Here is an 18,171-nt window from a genome sequence, read left to right on the forward strand (position 1 = left end):
AGTATGAGCGATAAAATTTTAATTAAGGGCCGCGGTGCATTAGGCGGTAAAGCTGAAGGACGGGCTATGGTCTGTCCGGAAAGTATTCAGGGTTGGGCAGGTATTGATGATGAAACTGGAGAGATTATTGAACAGGGACATTCACTTGAAGGAAAAAGTATTAATGATGCTGTAGTTATCCTGCCGGGCAGTAAAGGCTCAAATGGTTGGTCTTGCCACTTTCATGCAACAAAGATTAAAGGTACTCATCCAGCAGCCTGGATCTTTACCAAGGTAGATTCCCGGGCTGGAGTAGCAATAGCTGTTGAAGATATTCCGGCAGTAACAGATCTTGATCAAGATCCTTTTGAATTGATCAATACTGGTGATTGGGTTAAAGTAGATGGAGATAGAGGAATTGTTGAAGTAATACCTCATGATAAAAAGTAAAAACATACCTTATTTAAATAAGGTATGTTTCTTAAGTTAATCTCAGTCTCTGTTGATAAAAAAGATAATAAGCTAGACCTAGATGGGTTATAAATGCCAACAGAAAATCTAAATATGGATTCCAGTTAAGATATGACCTATAGCCTAATAAGACAGAGCCATAAGTAATAACTGCAGTTAATAGAGCAAAGCCGATTATATATAAACCTGCACTTATAAACGAGTTTATTCTATAGGTAAAGTGACCAAAAATAATCGTTGGCGGAATCCAGGCTAATAAGATTCCCAGGGGAATGCCGTTGATGAATATTAAAGCTGTATTAAATTTCCATGCCTCAAGGATATTAACGCCGAAAACCTGTAGAATTATTGCTGTCAAACCTCCGCCTATTAAGCCGAAAGAAAGAAATTCTTTAATTCTATCAGGAGGAACTATTAATATCATTGCTGCTGTTAGAACTGTAAATAAATAAAGCCAGACTAAATTTGTTGTCATTCTCTTGGCCTCCTATTTTTCTTACTAATAGTATTATTTATTAATCGATTATTTTTATACAATAAAATAGAATAGCAGGAGCATAAGCTCCTACTATTCTATATTCTGGGCCATATTCTTTATTTTCTCTTCTTCAGCCATTTTAACAGCTTTTTTTACTAATGACCCAGCTTCTCTGGTGGTTATATTTCCCCAATCACCGTCTTCAACCTTATGAGCAAAGCCTAATTCTTTAGCCAACTCATACTTAGTTTCATCGGACATAATATCACTCATTGGGTAACCACCTCCAATAATAATATACCTCATATATTTGATATTATGCTGGTTAATTATAGTGATTAAAAATTTAAGCGATATTCTTTAAGACAGTAATTCGGTCAGAATTTCATATTGAGTTATGCAGGAAAAATTAATAATTATAGAGAAAAATGTTCATTGAGATATTATTTGGATTATAGGAAAGGAGATAAAGTAAAGTGAAAGTAACTAGTAACATTGAAGAATTAAGTGATAGGCTTGACGGTCAAGATGATATGAAAGAGAAAAAAGATATAGATGTGTCACTATTTGATATGATTATGTCTCTGTCAGATGCTATGGATTTAATCAGTACTGTAGTAAATGGACATCATAAACGGGTAGCTTATATTGCTTCTAGTATTGCCGAAGAATTGGAAATGTCCAAAGAAGAACAGAGACATTTAGTTATAGCTGGAGCTTTGCACGATGTTGGAGCTTTTTCTCTACAGGAGAGATTGGATGCTTTAAACTTTGAAGTAACAGATTTTTTAGAATCTTTAGGTTTAAGTAAGCATGCTGAAGTAGGTTATCGACTAATTAATCATTTTCAGCCTTTTGATAAGATAGCTTCTTTGATTCGGTACCATCATGTCTACTGGCAAGAAGGAGCAGGTGCAGAATTTCAGAGTGAAAGAATACCTCTAGGAAGCCATATTCTGCATCTATCTGATAGAATAGATGTATCTATTAATATGAAAGAAGAGGTTTTAAGCCAGACTGATAGAATTAATAAGCGGATTAAAGAAAATACAGGAAACCAGTTCAAGCCTGAGTTGGTAGAGGTATATCTGAATTTATCAGATAAGGAGTCATTCTGGTTTGATATTATATCTCCTGTAACAATGGAAATTTTAGCTGAAGAATTTAGTGGTATAAACATTTCATTAAGTATAGATGAATTAGGTGATTTAGCTGAATTATTCAGTCAGATTATAGACTTTAGAAGTAGATTTACAGCTTCGCATTCAAGTGGAGTGGCTGCCACTGCTCAAGCATTAGGGGGGCAGATTGGCTTATCAAAAATAGATAGAAAGAAGATTAAAATTGCCGGTTATCTCCATGATTTAGGTAAACTAGCAGTACCTACTGAGATTTTAGAAAAAGAAGAGAAACTGACTGATGAGGAATTTAATATAATAAAGAAGCATGTCTATCATACATACCATACATTAAAGGGAGTAAGCGGTTTAGAAGAGATCAATACCTGGGCTGCTTTTCATCATGAACGGCTGGATGGCAACGGTTATCCTTTCCATCATCAGAAAGAAGAACTATCCTTAGGTTCGCGGATTATGGCTGTTGCTGATGTCTTTACAGCTATTACTGAAAACCGCCCCTATCGAGAAGGAATGGATAAAGATAGAGCTTTAGAGGTATTACAGGATATGGTTCAAGATTCAGCTTTAGATTCAGATGTTGTTACTGTTTTGGCTGATAATTATGAAGAAATAAATATTATTCGTCAGACTGCACAACGAGAAGAGACTGAAGAATATAAACGATTCTTACAGGAAGTGAATGGGTCTTATTGATTGGAGGAAGTTCTTTTGGTTTATCTGCAGCTCAGGGAGTAATGGCGTATTTAGAGGAGAATAATGTAGGAGTTACAAAAGTACCTATTTATAGTAAATATTAGATTTCTTTATAGTGAATATTAAACCTTCACCTGTAATTACAGGTGAAGGTTTAATTTATTTTAATAATAGCTTTGAAAGTCAGTTAGATTTTTTTGTTGTTTCTCTAATTATTAATTTTGGTTTTAAGATGGATTGAACAGGAGAAGTAGATTTTTTTTCTAAAATTTCTGTTATTAATAATTTTGCAGTTTTTTGTGCCATGATTCTTGGCTTGACAGAAACAGTTGTTAATTGAATTCTAGCATGGGAAGATAGATGAATATTATCATAACCTATGATTGATATATCTTCTGGTATCTTAAGACCAAATTCTAGACAGCAGTCGAGAGCAGCTAAAGCCATTAAATCATTAGCAGCTATAATGGCTGATGGACGTTGGTCTAAATTAATCAATTTTTTGGTTGCTTTCCAGGCTTGTTCTTCAGAAAAGGCTCCATCTTTAATAAGTTGTGGCCTTGTATCTAAACCAAAGTGTTCGCGAACTTCTAGAAATCCTTGCAAACGGCTGATACTAGTAGAGAATTGATGGGGACCAGAAATATACCCAATAGAACTATGGCCTAGATTAACAAGATATTCAACGGCATCATAGATACCTTGTTTATCATCGGTAACTACAAAATTTGAGTCTTCTGACATTAATCGACGGTGATAAGTAATATATGGTAAATCCTTGGAGTCTAGTTTTGAAAGACAATTTTCTTCAGTTCTAACTGATCCAAAGATGATACCATCAATCTGTTTTTGTAATAGAATATTAATATATTCTTCTCCTTGCTGTAGTCCTGATTGATTATCTGTAGTATAGATCATTGTTGAAAATCCATATTGTCGTGCTGTATCTACAATAATCTGTGATGTTTCAGCATAAAAGGGATTAGTTAATTCAGGTATAACTAAACCGATAGTATCTGTCTTTTTTGTAATCATGCTTCGGGCAATATTATCTGGTTTATAATCGAGACGATCTATAACTTCTAATACTTTCTTTCTTGTATCTTCACTAACATATTTTTTATTATTTATGACTCTAGAAACAGTTGCCACTGAAACCTCAGCTATTCTAGCTATATCTTTAATAGTAACCTTCATAATTATTCCTCCTAGATTCCGACGATGAATTTACTAAATTAAGGAGGGGATAGAAAATAAATTACAATATCTATTATACTATAAAATAATCAAAAATCCAATAGATAAAGTGTAAAGATAATAAATTATTAGTTATTAATAGGTAATAGAGTACTAATTTAACAAGAGTTGGGACTAATAATATAGCAATTAAACAAATTATTTGACAATTTATAATAGTTATGCTATTATATAAATAAGTTCTGTAAACGATTACATAAAAATATTCCAGAGGCGATGGAGATTATTTTAATCATTGGAGGGATGATTATGGTAATTAATATTAAGGATGTACCGGGAGTTAAGGTTCCTGCACCAAATAATCGAGTGTTAAAGACATTGATGTGTCCGGAGTTAGACAATTGTGATGAGCATACGATTTTAATTTCAATTATTGAGTCTGATTCTTCAACGGGAGTACATACTCATGAGGCAGCAGAATATATGTACGTAGCGACAGGCCGCGGTGAGGCAGTGACAATTGAAGATGGCGAAGAGATAGTTGAGCCAATAGAGCCTGATTGTTTAATCTATGCTCCCGAAGGTGTAGAACATGACGTACGTAACTTAGGTGATGAAACTTTGAAGTTGTTCTGTGTCTATACGCCGGCAATTGAACCTCAAGGTAAGTTTCTAGAATCAATTGAGATTCAGAAGAGATAATTTTTATAAAAATTAGTTATTTAAATTAATCACATAAATAAGAAGATGCTCCAACTTATAAGTAGGAGGTGGTTATGATAATTAATATTAAAAAACATATTAGAAGTTAAGATTTTATATTGAGTAGTAGATTATTGGCTGAGGAAATAAAAGCTAAAAATTATTTTTGATTTTATGAAATGTTTGATGTTTTTTATAAAATATGAAATTAGGAGGTAAATAATGAATAAAAATAATTACAGAAAAATTATTGGGATATTGATGGTTATGTGCCTTATCATGATGTGTCCACCTTTTTATAATTTGGCTAATAAGCCTGTATTATTATTGGGGATACCTGTATTTATCCTTTGGAATTTATTTTTTGGAACAGTACTGACATGTCTTTTGGTTGTTTTATTTAAATTAGATGACAAATATGAAAATTATGAAAATAAGGAGGATAAAAAAATATGATTGATACATCTCTAATTTCTGGTAGTTTTTCTGGAATTCCTTTTGTTATGATGGGGATATATATTGTTGCAGTGGTATATCTTTCAGTTAAGGCAATTGCTGCTAAAAAAATTGAAGATGTTGAAGTTACATTTGAAGAACATTATACTGCAAATAAAACAATGCCTGGTTTTATAGTAGCGCTTTTAATATTAGTTACATTTTATTCTGGATCAACTTTTACTGGTAAAGTTGGATTTGTTGTTAAGCATGGGGTAGCAGGAGGGATGTTTTATATAGCTGCTTGTGTAGGAGCTGGTATTGCACTTTACTTTTTAGCTGAAAAAATATGGCCATTAGCTAAAAAATATAGATTATCAACTTTAGCAGATTTAATGGAATTAAGATATCAGAGTAAAAAAATCAAGGTTATGATTGCAGCGGTAGTTATTGCATTTAGTTTAATATGGCTTATACTTGAAATGTTAACTTTAGGATATATATTTAGTTTGATATCTGGTGGAGTAATTTCTAAAACAGTTGGTTCGTTTATAGGAATGACTCTAATAGTAACTTATGTTATGTTTGGTGGAGTCAGATCTGTTGCTTCAGTAGATAGTTTTTCAGCATTGGTTATGTTATTTGGTTCTATAACTTCAATGATTTTCTTGATAATTAAATTTTATGACGGTAACATATTTTATATGTTTAATGTGATTCATGAAACTGCTCCTCAAGCTCTCACTGTTCCATTATCAGGTGAAGTTGCATGGCAAGTTTATATAAGTTATATATTTTTAACTTTATTCACCTTGATGCTATATCCAGCAAATTATATGGAAATATGTTTGGGTGAAAGTTTAAGAGAAGTAAGAAAATCAGCTATTGCAACTGCTTTTTCAGGCTTGTGGAATATAGTTTTCATTCTTATATCTTTAGCAGGTATAGGACTTGTTGGACTTTCGGGATTAGGGTTTGAACAGTTTGCAGATCCGCAGTCTGCATTATTAGAAATGGCACAATTAACAGGTAGCAGTGTGTTCTTTGGACTTGTAACTACTTTTATGTTTGCGGCCGCTTTAGGAACCGTAGATAGTACGTTGATGTCTTTGTCCGGGGTGATATCGAATGATATTATTACAGCTTTTAGAAGAATAAAAAATAATGAGAAATGTATAGGTTCATCTAAAGATAAAGATAGTATCGATAAGCGCGTAACAGTAAATGCAAAAAAAGAAGTTAGAATTGCACGTATAAGTGCCTTAGTATTATCGCTTTTAGCCTTCGCTTTAGGAACACAAAAACTACCAATGATGTTAATAATGGTAGCTTATGCAGGAGAAGGTATAATGCAATTAATACCTTTGGTATTAGGTGGCTTGTATTGGAAAAAATCAACTCCTCAAGGTGCTTATGCAGGTACGATTGTAGGTTTAATTTCATTTTTAGTCTTTAAGAATATAGGTTTTGAGCCTTTTGGTGGACTTATGTCAGGATTTCCTGCTTTAGCTCTTAACAGTATAGTATTTGTTGTTGTATCAAAATTAACAGCAGATAAATATTATTCTAATTATTTGAAGAAATATAATCATGTATTTGAAGATTTCTTTGTTAAAGGTAAAGTTTTGAAAGATTTAAATAATGATGAAATTGATGAAGTTGGAAACGATACACCAGCAAAAGTTTAAATAGTTTGAATAGATCCATTATTTATTCGAGAATCAATAAAATCATTTGACAGTTTATAATAATTATGCTATTATTTACTTAAGTTCTGTAATCGTTTACAGAAAAATAATAATGGGCAATGAAGAATAATTTAATTATGGAAGAATGAATATAGTAACTAATTTCAAGGATATACTAAGAGTTAAGGTTTTAGCATCGAATAATTGGGTGTTGAAGATAGTAAAGTAGTAAATTATAAACTTCTTTGACAATTTATAATGATTGTGATATTATTTGTATAAGTTCTGTAAACGATTACAGAAAAATATTCCAGAGGCGATGGAGATTATTTTAATCATTGGAGGGATGATCATGGTAATTAATATTAAGGATGTACCGGGAGTTAAGGTTCCTGCACCAAATAATCGAGTGTTAAAGACATTGATGTGTCCGGAGTTAGACAATTGTGATGAGCATACGATTTTAATTTCAATTATTGAGTCTGATTCTTCAACGGGAGTACATACTCATGAGGCAGCAGAATATATGTACGTAGCAACAGGCCGCGGTGAGGCAGTGACAATTGAAGATGGCGAAGAGGTAGTTGAGCCAATAGAGCCTGATTGTTTAATCTATGCTCCCGAAGGTGTAGAACATGACGTACGTAACTTAGGTGATGAAACTTTGAAGTTATTCTGTGTCTATACACCAGCAATTGAAGCTGAAGGTAAATTTTTAGAATCTATTGAGATTCAGAAGAAATAAATAATTAAAAATGATAGGAGGCTTAGATTATGATTAGAAAAAATGAAGTAAAGCAGAAGTTAAAGAATGGTGAACCAGTTGTTGGGACTTTTGTTAAGATGAATGACCCTGCTTCAGTAGAGATTTTAGGTCTGGCTGGATTTGATTTTTTTGTAGCTGATAATGAACATATTTCTAGAGATAAAGAGACAATGGTCAATATGATTCGAGCAGCAGAAATAACAGATATAGCTCCTATTATTAGGGTAAGAGAGAATAGCTTTATCGAAGTATTACAGGCTCTAGATGCCGGAGCTTTAGGAGTGCAGGTGCCTAATGTAGATACTAAAGAAGGAATTGAGGAAGTAATTAGAAGTGCCAAGTATGCACCGGAAGGTCAGCGCGGCTTCTCTCCTGGTAATCGGTCTGCCGGTTATGGAACAATGGATAAGCAGGAATTTGTTAAACAGGCTAATGAAGATACATTAGTTGTGATGCATTGTGAAACAGAGACTTCAATGAATAATTTAGATGAGATCTTACTTGAAGATGAATTAGATGTAGTCTTTATTGGGCCGATGGATTTATCCCAATCTTTAGGAATTATCGGTCAGGGAGATCATCCAAAGTTAAAAGAGAGTGTAGATACAATTGTTGATAAAGTGTTGGATGCCGGTAAGGATGTAGGGATGGTAGCCTCTAATCCTGCTCAGGCTAAAGAGTTGATAGATCGAGGAGTAAATTACGTTATGATCAGTACCGACCATGGTATGCTTGGTTCAAGTGCAAGAGAATTTGTAGCAGAGATGAAGGAAGACGAATAGAGTAAGCAGAATTAAAAAGAAGGAGGCTAAAGACATGAAAAAGGTTCTATTAACTGAACCGATTCATGAAGAAGGTGTTAAGCTATTAGAAGAAGTAGCTGAAGTAGTTCAGGCTTCAGATTATAAAATAGATACTTTAGTTGAAGAGGCTGCTGACTGTCATGGGATTATTATCCGTAAGGCTGAGATACCTACGGAAGTAATCAAGAATGCTCCACAGTTAGAAGTAGTTGCTAAACACGGTGTTGGTGTCGATAATATCGATATTGAAACAGCAACTAAGGAAGGAGTAGTGGTAGTTAATGCTCCTGAATCCAACATCTATTCTGTAGCTGAACATACTTTAACAATGATTTTAACTATAGCCAAAAACTTTGTAGTGATGGATAAAGAGGTTAGAGAAGGTAGATTTCATTCTAGAGATAAGATAATCGGTACCGAGCTCAAGGGTAAGACAGCCGGAATTATCGGAATGGGCACTATTGGTCTAATTTTAACCGATATGCTGCAGGCCATGGATGTAGAAGTTATTGCTTATGATCCTTATGCTGATCCAGTCCAGGCTGAAGAGGCAGGAATTGAACTAGTCGATGAGCTAGATGATATTTATGCCAGAGCAGATATCGTTTCACTTCATCTGCCTTTGAATGATGAAACAGAAGGAATGATTGATGAAGATGCCTTTGCCAAGATGAAAGAGAGTGCTTTCTTTATCAATGCTGCCCGAGGTGCTATTGCTGATGAAGAAGCTTTATATGAAGCATTAAAGACTGGAGAGATTAAGGGAGCAGCCCTTGATGTCTATACTAATAATCCACCATCATCGGATAATCCGCTATTCGAGTTGGATAATGTTGTCTGTTCTCCTCATAATGCAGCTTTAACAGAAGAATCAAAGATTAAGATGGCAACCCATGCTGCTCAGGGAGTAATAGATTGCTTTAAGGGTGAAGAACCAGAATATCTAATCAATCCGGAAGTTTTAAAATAAACAGTAAGCAAAGGAGGTGGTAGAATGTCTGAACTTACTTCTCGAGAAAGAATTATCAAAGCTTTAGAACATCAAGAAACTGATAGGATTCCTATTGATATCGGGGGTATCTATAACTTAACTACCCTCCACCGCGATGCTTATATTAACTTAATGGATTATTTGGGGTATGATTGTGATGAAGATGAAGCAGAAATTGCTTACTTTAATTCTCAATCCGTTTTAATAGATGAAGAGATTCGGCAGCGTTTTAAATCAGATTGCTATCCTTTATATACTTCGGGACCTGGTGACTGGGAATTAGAGATTCATGAGGATGAAGATGGCAGAAAGTGGTACAAAGATGAGTTTGGAATCAAATGGCAGACATCAGGACTTTATTATGATCCGGTAGGCAATCCGCTAAAAGACTGTACAGTAGAAGATATTGAAAATTATCCTTGGCCCGACCCTAAAGATCCTAGCCGAATTGCTGGTCTGAAGAAGGAAGCTAAGCGGATTTATGAAGAGACAGATTACTGTTTAGTTTTAAGCGGTCCATTAGGGGGCGGAATTTATGTGCCCTGTACCTGGTTTATAGGTTATCAGGAATTCTTTATGAAGTTAGTGATGGAACCGGAGATAGTTGAAGCGCTACTGGAGAAAATAGTAGACTTTCACCTTGGTTGGTGGGAGATGGTATTAGAAGAGATTGGAGAGTATCTGCAGGTGGTTGTATTATCTGATGATCTGGGAACTCAGGAAGCGCCATTGATGAGGCCTTCAATGTATCGTGAACAGATTAAGCCGGCACAAGAAAAGGTTGTATCCTTTATTAAGTCTAAAGCTGACGTCAAAGTTGTTTATCACTGTGATGGTGCTGTATCTGAATTTATACCTGATATGATAGATATTGGTTTTGATGCTTTAAATCCAGTTCAAGTTTCAGCTGAGGGAATGGGAGATACTGCTCGTCTAAAAGAAGAATTTGGCGATGAGATAAGTTTCTGGGGGGCTACCTGCGATAGTCAGAATACATTATCCAAAGGGACTCCAGAAGAGATTCGACAGGAGGTTAAGCAGCGGGTTAATGACTTAGCTGCTGGCGGCGGCTTGGTTTTAGCTTCAATCCATAATATTCAGAAGGATGTACCGCCGGAGAATATAGTTGCCTTTTATGATGCTCTATATGAATCTGCCTGTGATGCTTATTAAGAATGGTAAAGAAAGGAGTCTTTAAGATGAGTAATTTATATAGGTTTGAAGATGAAGAAGGCTATCAGAATATAATTACTGAAGATAATTCTGATATGAAGTATCTAAATTTTGACCGTATTTTACTGGAAGCTGGAGATAGATTAGAACATAAGGTAGAAGATAGAGAATTGGCTATTGTATTACAGGATGGAGACTTTACAGCTACAGTTGAGTGTGAAAATAGTACCGGTCTTGAAGAAGTTAAAGGGGTACGGTATGATGTTTTTGACCAGCTTCCAACAGCTATTTATATTCCTCCTAAAAGTAGTTTTAAATTAGAAACTGAAACGGGAATGGAGGCTAGAGTTTATGCTGCCCCCTGTAATGAAGGTGGAGCTGCTCATTTTGTAAAGCCGGAAGACCTTACTGAAACCATGAGTGGAGCTAAAAATTGGCGCCGCAGCGTTCGGGTTATTTTTGGACCTGAATCAGATATAACTCAGAAATTGATAGTTGGCGAATCAGTTTCAAATCCTGGTAGCTGGATTGGATTTCCTGCTCACAAGCATGATACTGAGAGTGATGATGAGTATCCGCTGGAAGAGATCTTCTCCTTCAAATTACAAGGGGCACATGGTGCTTTTGCAGTCCATCATACCTTTAATTACGAGGAGGGCTGGGATGAAAGTCATATTATAGATGATGAAAATTGTGCGGTAGCTATTCCTAAAGGCTATCATACTTCTCAGGCAGCACCTGGATGCCGTTATTATCTTCTCTGGGGATTGGCCGGTAAAGAAAAAGTATATAAATTAACTTTTGATCCTAGATTTAAATGGTTACAGGATGCCGAAACTCTATTTGAAGAAAGCGTTGGCCGAGAATTAACTGATGTAATGGTAGGTAAGGTTAAGTAATTAGACTTAATATTTATAATATTCTTAATGTTTAAATTAAAAATAGGGAGTGTTAATTATGACAGAAGAAGCAGAAAAAAAAGAGTCTTACTGGTGGCAGCATAAAAGCTGGAATGAAGTTGTAGAACATGCAAAAGAATGTGATATTGCTATTTTACCTTTAGGTTCTATTGAACAGCACGGACATCATTTACCAACGGGACATGATACTTTACAGTTATTCCCCATGTTAGAAAAAGTAGCTGAAGAAACAGGGGCTATGTTATTGCCTACACCGTGGTATGGTGCTCATCCACATCATCATTGGGATTTCCCCGGGACTATTCCTTTATCTAATGATACATTAGATAAGTTAATTAAAGATGTAGTAAAAGGTGCTTCTAAAGCTGGGTTTAAAAAATTCATTTTATTTTTTGGTCACGGTCAAGCCTTTGTTACAAACTATACTGTTAATGATTTAGGTAAAGAAGGTTATTTTGTACTGTCAGTAATGTTCCAGAGAATGATTCGGGATGTACATGATGATATTTTCGAAACTCCTTTCTGGCATGCTGATGAAGCAGAAACATCAATTGCACTTGCTCATTTTGCAGAATATGTTGATATGAGCAAAGCAGTTGATATGGATGCTACTTCTTTAGTAGATGGTGATTTTGTTGACGGCTGTACAGATTATGCTTCTTCTAAGCCTCTTCGTTTTGATTCAGGAACTGTTAGTGCTCCAGAATATAAGGATCTTACAAATGAAGATGGAGAGTTAATTGGAGTAGTAGGTAAGCCGAGCCTAGCAACTGAAGAGAAAGGTAAAGAGTATACTGATTATGTTGTTGAACGTACGATTAAGTTAGTTAATCATATTAAAGAGAAGCACCCTACTGGTGAAGATGTAGAGACTAATTAATTATATAATGTAGATTGTTTATATGTTTAAGAAGGGGATTGTTCATATTATCCCCTTTTTTAGCAGCTTCATAAATATAATTTACTAAATTTAAAATTATGTCTTCTTTAAGCAAAGAAGTAAAATACATTTTGGATCTTCATCGACAGAAATATAAGGAGGTTTAACTATGGGGAATGGATATCATAGTAAAATATTAAAAGTTAATCTTACCGAAGAGAAAATAATGATAGATGAAAAAGAAGATAAGTTTTATCGAAAGTATCTTGGAGGTCCTGGAATTGCAGCTTATTATGCTCTAAAAGAGATTCCTCAAGGAGCAGACCCGTTAGGACCTGAAAATGCATTGATTATTACTAATTCAGTTGTTACTGGATCTCCAGCACCGGGAGTAATGAGGTATTCAGTATCAGCTAAATCACCATTAACAGGCGCTTTTGGTACTTCTGAAGCTGGAGGTTGGTGGGGACCTAGATTTAAAAAGGCTGGTTATGATGGAGTTATAATTAAAGGCCAGGCTGCTGAGCCAACTTATCTTTTTGTAAGTGATGAAGAGGTTTCATTAAAGACTGCGGAGAATTTATGGGGAAAAACCACTAAAGAAGTAGAAGAAATACTTCAAGATCGTCATGGTTCTAGAGCTAGAGTATTACAGATTGGTCCTGGCGGAGAAAACCAGGTTACATATGCTAATATATGTAATGATTTAGCTCATTTTAATGGCCGCAATGGTATGGGAGCAGTAATGGGTTCAAAGAATTTAAAAGCTATTGTAGCAAAAGGACAGCAGGATGTCCCCTGTTCAGATGAACAGAGTGTAAAGGATATTATGAAGTGGGTAGGAAAGAATGTTCATGACCATCCTTTAACTTCCGGGTTGCATGAAACCGGAACTGCGGGAGGAATTACTAGCGTAAATGCTGGTGGAGCTTTACCTACTAATAACTGGAAGGAAAATTACTTTTCTGATGCAGAACAGATTGGTAGTGATGCACTAGAAGAAATTTTAATTAACCGAACAGGCTGTTTTGGCTGTCCAATTCGCTGTAAACGAGTTGTTGAATATGAAGACGAGGATTATAAAATAGATCCTGAATATGGAGGGCCGGAGTATGAAACATTAGGGGCAATTGGTTCTAACTGTGGATTTAATGATATAAAGTTAGTTTCTAAAGCTAATGAATTATGTAATAAATATACCATAGATACTATTTCTTTTGGAATGACTCTTTCTTTTGCAATGCACTGTTATGAAGAAGGATTGCTTACCAAAGAAGATACTGGTGGGTTTGAGCTTGAATTTGGAAATGGTGATGTCTTATTGCCATTAATTGAGCAAACTGCTAAGCAAGAAGGGTTTGGAAAAAAATTAGCTTTAGGTTCTGCTCGTTTAGCTAAAGAGATCGGAGAAGAAGCTAAACCATTTTTAAGAGTAACTAAAAATCAGGAGGTACCGATGCATGATCCTCGAGTAAAAACTGGTTTAGGATTACAGTTTGCTTTATCCAGTTATGGAGGAGATCATTGGGTGGCTCAACACGACCCATTCTTTACTGAAGAAGATTCTTTGGGAACTCAAGCTATAAAGCCATTAGGAATTTTAGAAGAAGTACCTGCTGTAGATTTAAGTGCAGATAAAATTCGTTTCTTTTACTATACTAATCTATTAACTTCAGTCTATGATTGTCTTGGTACTTGTGTGTTTAGTGTGATTGCTAGGGGGATTTTACCGTTAGATAAGTTTATGGATTTAGTGGAAGGAGTTACTGGTTGGAATACAAGTTTATGGGAACTGATGAAAGTTGGTGAAAGAACTGAAAACTTAATGCGGTTATTTAATATTCGAGAAGGTTTTTCAGCTGAGGATGATAAATTACCTGAGCATTTCTTTAAGGATATTAAAGGTGGTCCGCATGATGGAGAAAAAGCTTTGGATAAAGAAGAATTTGAAGCTGCTATAAAACAATATTATCAAATGGCAGGTTGGGATGAAGATGGAAAACCACTGAAAGCTAAACTTAAAGAATTGGCTCTTCACGATGAGTTTAAAGAGATTGTTGAAGAATATTTATAAGCCCCCTTTCCTTACTATAATTGCCTTGTTGAATACAGGGTAATTATAGGGAAAGTTAAAATTGAAATATAGTTGAAGGTTGGTGGGAAGAATGAAGGAGATTCAAGTTAAGTTACATGGTGGACTGGATAAATACCTGGATAGAAAGAAGTTAACAGAAATGGCTGTACCTGATGATGCTACTATTACCTGGTTATATGGTGAACTAGGTTTAGAGAAAAATGAAACCAAAATAGTCTTACAGAATGATAAAAAAGTAAAACTAGATGCTGAAATTGAAGCTGATGCTCAAATAGATATTTATCCTATCTTTGGTGGAGGATAAAAGAAAATAATTTAGAAAGAAGTGGTTATAAGTGAGTCTGCAGGAAGAGATTAAGAAGTTAGAGGTATCCACGGGAAATATAGCGATTTTTTGGTTAGGTAATGCCGGTTTTGTATTAAAATCGGCTCAAGGAGAGATTATTTATATCGATCCTTATTTATCTAATTGTGCAGAAAGACTATACGGTTTTCAGCGAATTTATCCTTCCTTAATAACAGAAGATGAAGTAGAAGCAGATTATGTCTTAATTAGTCATGAACATGGCGATCACCTCGATGTAGATAGTATTCCTAGTATTATGGAACAAGAGGAAATTAAATTAATTGCTCCCCAGCCCTGTATTGATAAATGCTGTAATTTGGGGGTCAATAAGGATAAGCTACTTCAAGTAGAAGAAGGCAGTGAAGTAGAACTTAACAGCTGTAAGGTGAGAGTAGTCTTTGCTGACCACGGCGATTTAGCACCGCAGGCTGTAGGCTATATGCTGGATTTTGCAGGAACTAAGGTATATTATACAGGGGATACAGCCTATACCCCGGATAAGATGGAGCTAGCTTTTGGTATGGAGCCTGAAGTTTTGATTGCTCCAATTAATGGTAAATTCAATAATCTAAATCCACTGGAAGCAGCTCTGGTAACCCGGGACTGTAAAGTAGAAGTAGTAATTCCTTCACATTTTTGGATGTTTGCTGAACATAATGGTAATCCAGGAGAGTTTGTAGAGTATGTTGACTATATTGCGCCGGAGGCTGAATCTGAATTAATAACTTTAGGTGATTATTACCTTTATTCCGGAAATGAAGAGAACAGATAGGAAAGTAATTAAGCAGGAGGAGATTAAAATGACAGAGAAGATGAAGGCAGCTAGAATTTTTGGTAAACAGGATATGAGAGTAGTTGATATCCCCATACCGGAGGTTGGACCGGAACAGGCTTTAATTAAAGTTAAAGCTGTTGGTGTCTGTGGATCAGATGTTGAACTTTATGAAGGTGACCATCCTTATTTAGAATGGGGCTGTACAACACTGCCGATTACTCCCGGCCATGAATGGGCAGGAGTAATTGAAGAGGTAGGCGAGGATGTAACTGACTTCGGTCCTGGTGATCGAGTGGTTGGTGATGTTTCTTTGGGCTGTGGTGACTGTAGTTACTGTATGAGCGGCAGGTATAATCTCTGTCCTAATCGCCGGGTAGTAGGTAGTTACCGCAATAAAGAGGGCGGTTTTGCTGAGTATATTGTGATGCCAGCCCGTAATCTCTATAATGTTCCCGAAAGCATTTCAATGCCGGAAGCAGCATTAGTAGAGTCAGCAGCTACCTGTGTTTATGGAGTAATGAGGACTGATATTGAGATGGGAGATACTGTATTAGTAATCGGCGATGGACCAATTGGGCAGTTAGCTGTTCAATGTGCCGATGCTGCTGGAGCTAAAGAGGTGATTTTATCCGGTTCTTATGATGAAAAGCTGGCAATTGTTGAAAAGTTATGTAATGCGGAAACGATTAATCGGCATAATCAGGAAGTTATTGAGGCTGTGATGGAATATACGGCTGGACAGGGAGCAGATGTAGTTATTGAAGCCTGTGGTAATGAAACAGGTTTACAGCAGGCGATTGAAGCAGTTAAACCAGGCGGTGAACTCTGTTTATTAAGCATCTATCCCCAGAGTGAGTTAACTGTTGATGTTAATACGACAATTGTTAAAGATCTGGATATTCATAACTGTCTGGCTAGCCCTAATGCTTTTCAGCCGACAATTGATATGATGGAATCTGGTAAAATACAGACTCAGGATTTAATTACTCAAACTTTATCACTGAAAGATGCTGAAGGAGCATTTGACTTTATTTATGAGGAACGAGCCAAGACACTTAAAGTGGTTATTACTCCCTAGATATAGATAACTTTAAACTAAAATAATTAGATAAAATTAAGGAGAGATGAAAATGAGTGAATTTAATGAAATTGCTGATGCAGTAATTAATGGAGAAGTGGAAAAAGTGGCCGAAATAGCTCAAAAATTAGTGGATGCCGGTCAGAAACCAAGTAAGATTATCAAAGAAGGTTTAGTTGCCGGGATGAATGTTGTTGGTAAGAGATTTAAGAATCAGGATATGTTTGTGCCGGAAGTATTGATTTCAGCTAAATCTATGCATGCAGGAATGGATATAGTTAAGCCGCTATTGTCAGATGCTGATTCTTCCTCGGCAGGAACAGTAGTAATTGGTACTGTCAAAGGAGATCTCCATGATATCGGTAAGAACTTAGTAGCAATGATGATTGAAGGTGCTGGTTTTGAGGTAGTTGACATAGGAATAGATAAGTCAGCTGATGAGATTGTAGAAGCGGTTAAAGAGCATAAGCCGGATGTATTAGGATTATCAGCTTTACTGACTACAACTATGCCGGCTATGGAAGAAGCAATTGAAGCCTTAGAAGAGGCAGGCATCAGAGATGAAGTTAAGATTATCTTAGGTGGAGCACCTGTAAGCCAGGACTTTGCCGATGAGATTGGTGCTGACGGCTATGCGCCCGATGGAAGTGTTGCTACTGATTTAGTGCGTGAACTTGCATAGATTAAATATATATAATTTGGGAGTGATAAATAGATGATAATTATTGGAGAATTAATCAATACGAGTCGTGATGAAGTAGAACCTGCAGTTAAGGATAGAGATACTGAATTTATTCAAGAGTTGGCTAAAAAGCAGGAAGAAGCCGGAGCTGACTATATCGATGTTAATTGCGGAACCTTAATTAAGGAAGAGCCAGAGGCACTAGAGTGGTTAGTTAAAACAGTACAGGAAGTTGTAGATGTACCATTATGTATCGATAGTCCTGATCCAGAAGCAATTAAAAGAGGCCTAGAGGCCCATGAGGGCAAAGCCTTAGTCAATTCAATTACTGCCGAAGAAGATAGATTCCAAGAGATTCTACCATTAATTCAGGAATATGATGCTCAAATTATAGCCTTAGTGATGAATGAGGAAGGTATGCCTGAAGATGATACGGATAGAATTGAAACAGCAACTAAGCTAATTGAGGATCTAACTGCTGAGGGTATTGCCGAAGATGATATCTATGTTGATCCAATTATTCAGCCGATCGGAACTGATGAGGAGATGGGAGAATATATTCTATCTGCTATTGATGAGATTACCAACAAGTATGAAGATGTGCATATTACTTGTGGACTAAGCAATATCTCCCACGGTCTGCCGCAGAGAAAGCTTTTAAACCAGACTTTCGTAGTACTGGCAATGAGTAGAGGTATGGATAGTGCTATTTTAGATCCATTAGATGAAAAGATTATGTCTTTAGCTATCGCTGCAGATACGTTATTAGGTAAGGATCAGTACTGTAGTGATTATATCAAAGCAGCAAAAAGTGATGGACTTATAATCTAACTTGAGAAAGGAATATATTGTTGGAGAAATAATAATCAATTGAAAATTA

Annotated in this window: 20 protein-coding genes; 17 read left to right on the forward strand and 3 right to left on the reverse strand. The window is 35.8% G+C overall.

Features of this window, described 5'->3' with window-relative positions:
* The first annotated feature begins 3 nt into the window (after positions 1–3).
* Entirely contained in the window at positions 4–429 is a 426-nt protein-coding gene (locus acear_RS04940; protein WP_013277911.1) for an aconitase X swivel domain-containing protein, read from the forward strand.
* Positions 430–460: 31 nt separating this feature from the next.
* Here acear_RS04940 and acear_RS04945 read toward each other — a convergent pair whose 3' ends face one another.
* Entirely contained in the window at positions 461–925 is a 465-nt protein-coding gene (locus acear_RS04945) for a hypothetical protein (RefSeq protein WP_013277912.1), read from the reverse strand.
* Between the two features lie 93 nt (positions 926–1,018).
* Positions 1,019–1,201, reverse strand: a complete 183-nt coding sequence (locus acear_RS04950; protein ID WP_013277913.1) for a small, acid-soluble spore protein, alpha/beta type — start codon at positions 1,199–1,201, stop codon at positions 1,019–1,021.
* 203 nt (positions 1,202–1,404) lie between these two features.
* Between acear_RS04950 and acear_RS04955 the strand changes: the two genes are divergently transcribed.
* On the forward strand, positions 1,405–2,760 hold the full coding sequence (locus tag acear_RS04955) for an HD domain-containing phosphohydrolase (RefSeq protein WP_245526701.1): 1,356 nt from the start codon (positions 1,405–1,407) through the stop codon (positions 2,758–2,760).
* A 183-nt stretch (positions 2,761–2,943) separates the two neighbouring features.
* Here acear_RS04955 and acear_RS04960 read toward each other — a convergent pair whose 3' ends face one another.
* Positions 2,944–3,957 carry a LacI family DNA-binding transcriptional regulator gene (locus acear_RS04960; RefSeq protein ID WP_013277915.1) on the reverse strand — a complete coding sequence of 338 codons (1,014 nt, stop codon included), beginning with the start codon at positions 3,955–3,957 and terminating at the stop codon, positions 2,944–2,946.
* Between the two features lie 309 nt (positions 3,958–4,266).
* Here acear_RS04960 and acear_RS04965 point away from each other — a divergent pair, with 309 nt between their 5' ends.
* The 15 genes from acear_RS04965 to acear_RS05035 all read left to right on the forward strand — a co-directional run bounded on the left by acear_RS04965 (position 4,267) and on the right by acear_RS05035 (position 18,122).
* Complete coding sequence (locus acear_RS04965; RefSeq protein ID WP_013277916.1) at positions 4,267–4,659, forward strand: cupin domain-containing protein; 393 nt, start codon at positions 4,267–4,269, stop codon at positions 4,657–4,659.
* A 222-nt stretch (positions 4,660–4,881) separates the two neighbouring features.
* Positions 4,882–5,115 (forward strand): hypothetical protein, encoded by a 234-nt coding sequence (locus tag acear_RS04970; protein WP_013277917.1) that lies wholly within the window; start codon positions 4,882–4,884, stop codon positions 5,113–5,115.
* Complete coding sequence (locus tag acear_RS04975) at positions 5,112–6,782, forward strand: sodium:solute symporter family protein (RefSeq protein WP_013277918.1); 1,671 nt, start codon at positions 5,112–5,114, stop codon at positions 6,780–6,782. Before acear_RS04970 ends, acear_RS04975 begins: the two co-directional genes overlap by 4 nt.
* 352 nt (positions 6,783–7,134) lie before the next feature.
* Complete coding sequence (locus tag acear_RS04980) at positions 7,135–7,527, forward strand: cupin domain-containing protein (protein ID WP_013277919.1); 393 nt, start codon at positions 7,135–7,137, stop codon at positions 7,525–7,527.
* Between the two features lie 29 nt (positions 7,528–7,556).
* On the forward strand, positions 7,557–8,330 hold the full coding sequence (locus acear_RS04985; RefSeq protein ID WP_013277920.1) for an HpcH/HpaI aldolase family protein: 774 nt from the start codon (positions 7,557–7,559) through the stop codon (positions 8,328–8,330).
* A 34-nt stretch (positions 8,331–8,364) separates the two neighbouring features.
* The gene (locus tag acear_RS04990) at positions 8,365–9,321 is read left to right on the forward strand and encodes a hydroxyacid dehydrogenase (protein WP_013277921.1); all 957 of its coding nucleotides are present in this window, start codon (positions 8,365–8,367) and stop codon (positions 9,319–9,321) included.
* A gap of 24 nt (positions 9,322–9,345) precedes the next feature.
* A complete protein-coding gene (locus acear_RS04995) occupies positions 9,346–10,515 on the forward strand; it encodes a uroporphyrinogen decarboxylase family protein (protein WP_013277922.1) in 1,170 nt (389 codons plus the stop codon).
* Between the two features lie 26 nt (positions 10,516–10,541).
* Entirely contained in the window at positions 10,542–11,414 is an 873-nt protein-coding gene (locus tag acear_RS05000) for a 5-deoxy-glucuronate isomerase (protein WP_013277923.1), read from the forward strand.
* 58 nt (positions 11,415–11,472) lie between these two features.
* Positions 11,473–12,315 carry a creatininase family protein gene (locus acear_RS05005; RefSeq protein WP_013277924.1) on the forward strand — a complete coding sequence of 281 codons (843 nt, stop codon included), beginning with the start codon at positions 11,473–11,475 and terminating at the stop codon, positions 12,313–12,315.
* Between the two features lie 169 nt (positions 12,316–12,484).
* Complete coding sequence (locus acear_RS05010; RefSeq protein ID WP_013277925.1) at positions 12,485–14,389, forward strand: aldehyde ferredoxin oxidoreductase family protein; 1,905 nt, start codon at positions 12,485–12,487, stop codon at positions 14,387–14,389.
* A 91-nt stretch (positions 14,390–14,480) separates the two neighbouring features.
* Positions 14,481–14,714 (forward strand): ubiquitin family protein, encoded by a 234-nt coding sequence (locus tag acear_RS05015; protein ID WP_013277926.1) that lies wholly within the window; start codon positions 14,481–14,483, stop codon positions 14,712–14,714.
* 31 nt (positions 14,715–14,745) lie between these two features.
* The gene (locus acear_RS12105) at positions 14,746–15,528 is read left to right on the forward strand and encodes an MBL fold metallo-hydrolase (protein WP_013277927.1); all 783 of its coding nucleotides are present in this window, start codon (positions 14,746–14,748) and stop codon (positions 15,526–15,528) included.
* A 28-nt stretch (positions 15,529–15,556) separates the two neighbouring features.
* Positions 15,557–16,609 (forward strand): zinc-dependent alcohol dehydrogenase, encoded by a 1,053-nt coding sequence (locus acear_RS05025; RefSeq protein ID WP_013277928.1) that lies wholly within the window; start codon positions 15,557–15,559, stop codon positions 16,607–16,609.
* A gap of 52 nt (positions 16,610–16,661) precedes the next feature.
* A complete protein-coding gene (locus acear_RS05030; protein WP_013277929.1) occupies positions 16,662–17,291 on the forward strand; it encodes a corrinoid protein in 630 nt (209 codons plus the stop codon).
* Between the two features lie 33 nt (positions 17,292–17,324).
* Positions 17,325–18,122 carry a methyltetrahydrofolate cobalamin methyltransferase gene (locus acear_RS05035; protein ID WP_013277930.1) on the forward strand — a complete coding sequence of 266 codons (798 nt, stop codon included), beginning with the start codon at positions 17,325–17,327 and terminating at the stop codon, positions 18,120–18,122.
* The last annotated feature ends 49 nt before the right edge of the window (positions 18,123–18,171 follow it).

Source organism: Acetohalobium arabaticum DSM 5501, from assembly GCF_000144695.1.
Taxonomy (GTDB): Bacteria; Bacillota; Halanaerobiia; order Halobacteroidales; family Acetohalobiaceae; genus Acetohalobium; species Acetohalobium arabaticum.